Origin of the sequence: Shewanella sp. 11B5, assembly GCF_002836795.1 — a bacterium.
GTDB classification, from domain to species: domain Bacteria; phylum Pseudomonadota; class Gammaproteobacteria; order Enterobacterales; family Shewanellaceae; genus Shewanella; species Shewanella frigidimarina.
In genome coordinates this window covers 1-1,513 of sequence record NZ_PJAP01000023.1, presented here as the reverse complement: position 1 = coordinate 1,513, position 1,513 = coordinate 1, and the positions used below count along the sequence as shown (strand labels likewise).

1 protein-coding gene is annotated in these 1,513 nt (G+C 42.1%); it reads right to left on the bottom strand.

Features of this window, described 5'->3' with window-relative positions; genetic code table 11:
• Positions 1-120: 120 nt before the first annotated feature.
• Positions 121-1,320: an efflux RND transporter periplasmic adaptor subunit gene (locus CXF78_RS00165; protein ID WP_011636146.1), complete on the bottom strand. Its 1,200-nt coding sequence runs from the start codon at positions 1,318-1,320 to the stop codon at positions 121-123.
• Positions 1,321-1,513: the final 193 nt, after the last annotated feature.

Genomic DNA, 1,513 nt, shown 5'->3' with positions numbered 1-1,513 from the left:
TTTCTTTATTAATCAATACAGCACTGAACAAACCGCCAATAAGCAAGGCTGCCATCAGTAAGTTGGCGGCGACACTGTTGCGGGCAAACCAGGCGATAATTCCTTTATTAGTATCCATTATTATTCACCTGCAGTCGTAGCGGCTTGGGTGTCAGTATCGACTGGTTCAGTCTTGGTTTCTTCGCCCAGTACTTTGATAACCTGTCCTGAATTCAAGCTGTTAATGCTAGTGGTTGATACGCGCTCATTTGCCTTGAAACTGCCTTGAATATAAATGGTATCAACGTCTGAGCGAATAATGTTCACCTTGCGCATTTCGATAATATTATCTGCACTCACTACGGCAACCTGACCATTACGCACCACATGACGAGGTAGCTTTACTACATCATTAACGGTTCTGCCTGTGATAACGGCATTAACAAAGCTGCCGTATTTTAAGGGCAACTGACCTTCGGTTTTGTTGTTGCGCAAATACGGGTCATGAATTTCAGCAACGAGGTATACCATGCGAGTTTGTTCGTCGATGACGTTTTCGCTGCGCACTATATTGCCTTGCCAAGAGACTTGCTTACCCGCCAGCAATGCTGTGAGTGTAACTGCGGTTTCAGGATTATCGACAGACTCTAAATAAGCGAGATCTTCATTTGCTAACGGCAATCTGATTTCGGCAATACTGGTGTCGTATAGCTCACCTAAGTTTGTGCCTAACGTGACATATTGGCCTAAGTCGACATTGCGGGCCTTAATTATGCCGTCAAATGGCGCGCGAATAACGGTGCGCGCTAAGTTACGTTGTGCGCGTGCTAATGCAGCTTCTGCATACTTGACGTTGGCTTGTTCTTTTTTCAGTTGTGGAATACGTAACCCTAGCTCTGGCGGTAAGCCTTTGCCAAAGTCTTTAAATTCAATTTTAGCCACTACACCGCGGGCTTTTTCTTCATTTAATGCAGCTGTTGCTTGAGCGACAGTCGCTTCGGCCTGAATAAGGTCAGCTTCGTAATCAGATGGTTCGATAATAGCCAGTTGTTCGCCTTTTTTAACCACGCCACCGGCAACAAAATTGGCTGAAATACTCAACATGCGCCCTTGAACTTCGGTGACAAGCTGAGTTTTATATTTGGGATTTACCACGCCATAAGAGGGTAGGTTAAGCGACAAGGTTTGCGGCGTAACAGTTTGCACATCAATAATAGGTACACTGATAGCTTCATCTTTTTGCTCTGGAGCTTCTTGGGTGCTAATAAGTGCCAGGGCTAACCCAACAAATACAATAATGATCAAGAGTGGTGACAATCTTCTTAGTATGATTTTTATCATTTCTTTTGCGTATCCATGCTGAAATAATGCTAAAGACAGTTAACTTCGTTGGCTAACATGTTCATTCAGATTCATTTTTATTACTCATTACATCTAAATTAACAGAGTATGACGTTTATCTAAATAGTTTGATGTAAATAAAATGTTTCAAAATTTTGTGTTTTTTATGATTCTACGATTAAAGCTTAATAAA

Excerpts from the sequence above, each read along its gene's own strand:
- CXF78_RS00165 (WP_011636146.1), bottom strand. The coding sequence starts at position 1,320 with ATGATAAAAATCATACTAAGAAGATTGTCACCACTCTTGATCATTATT.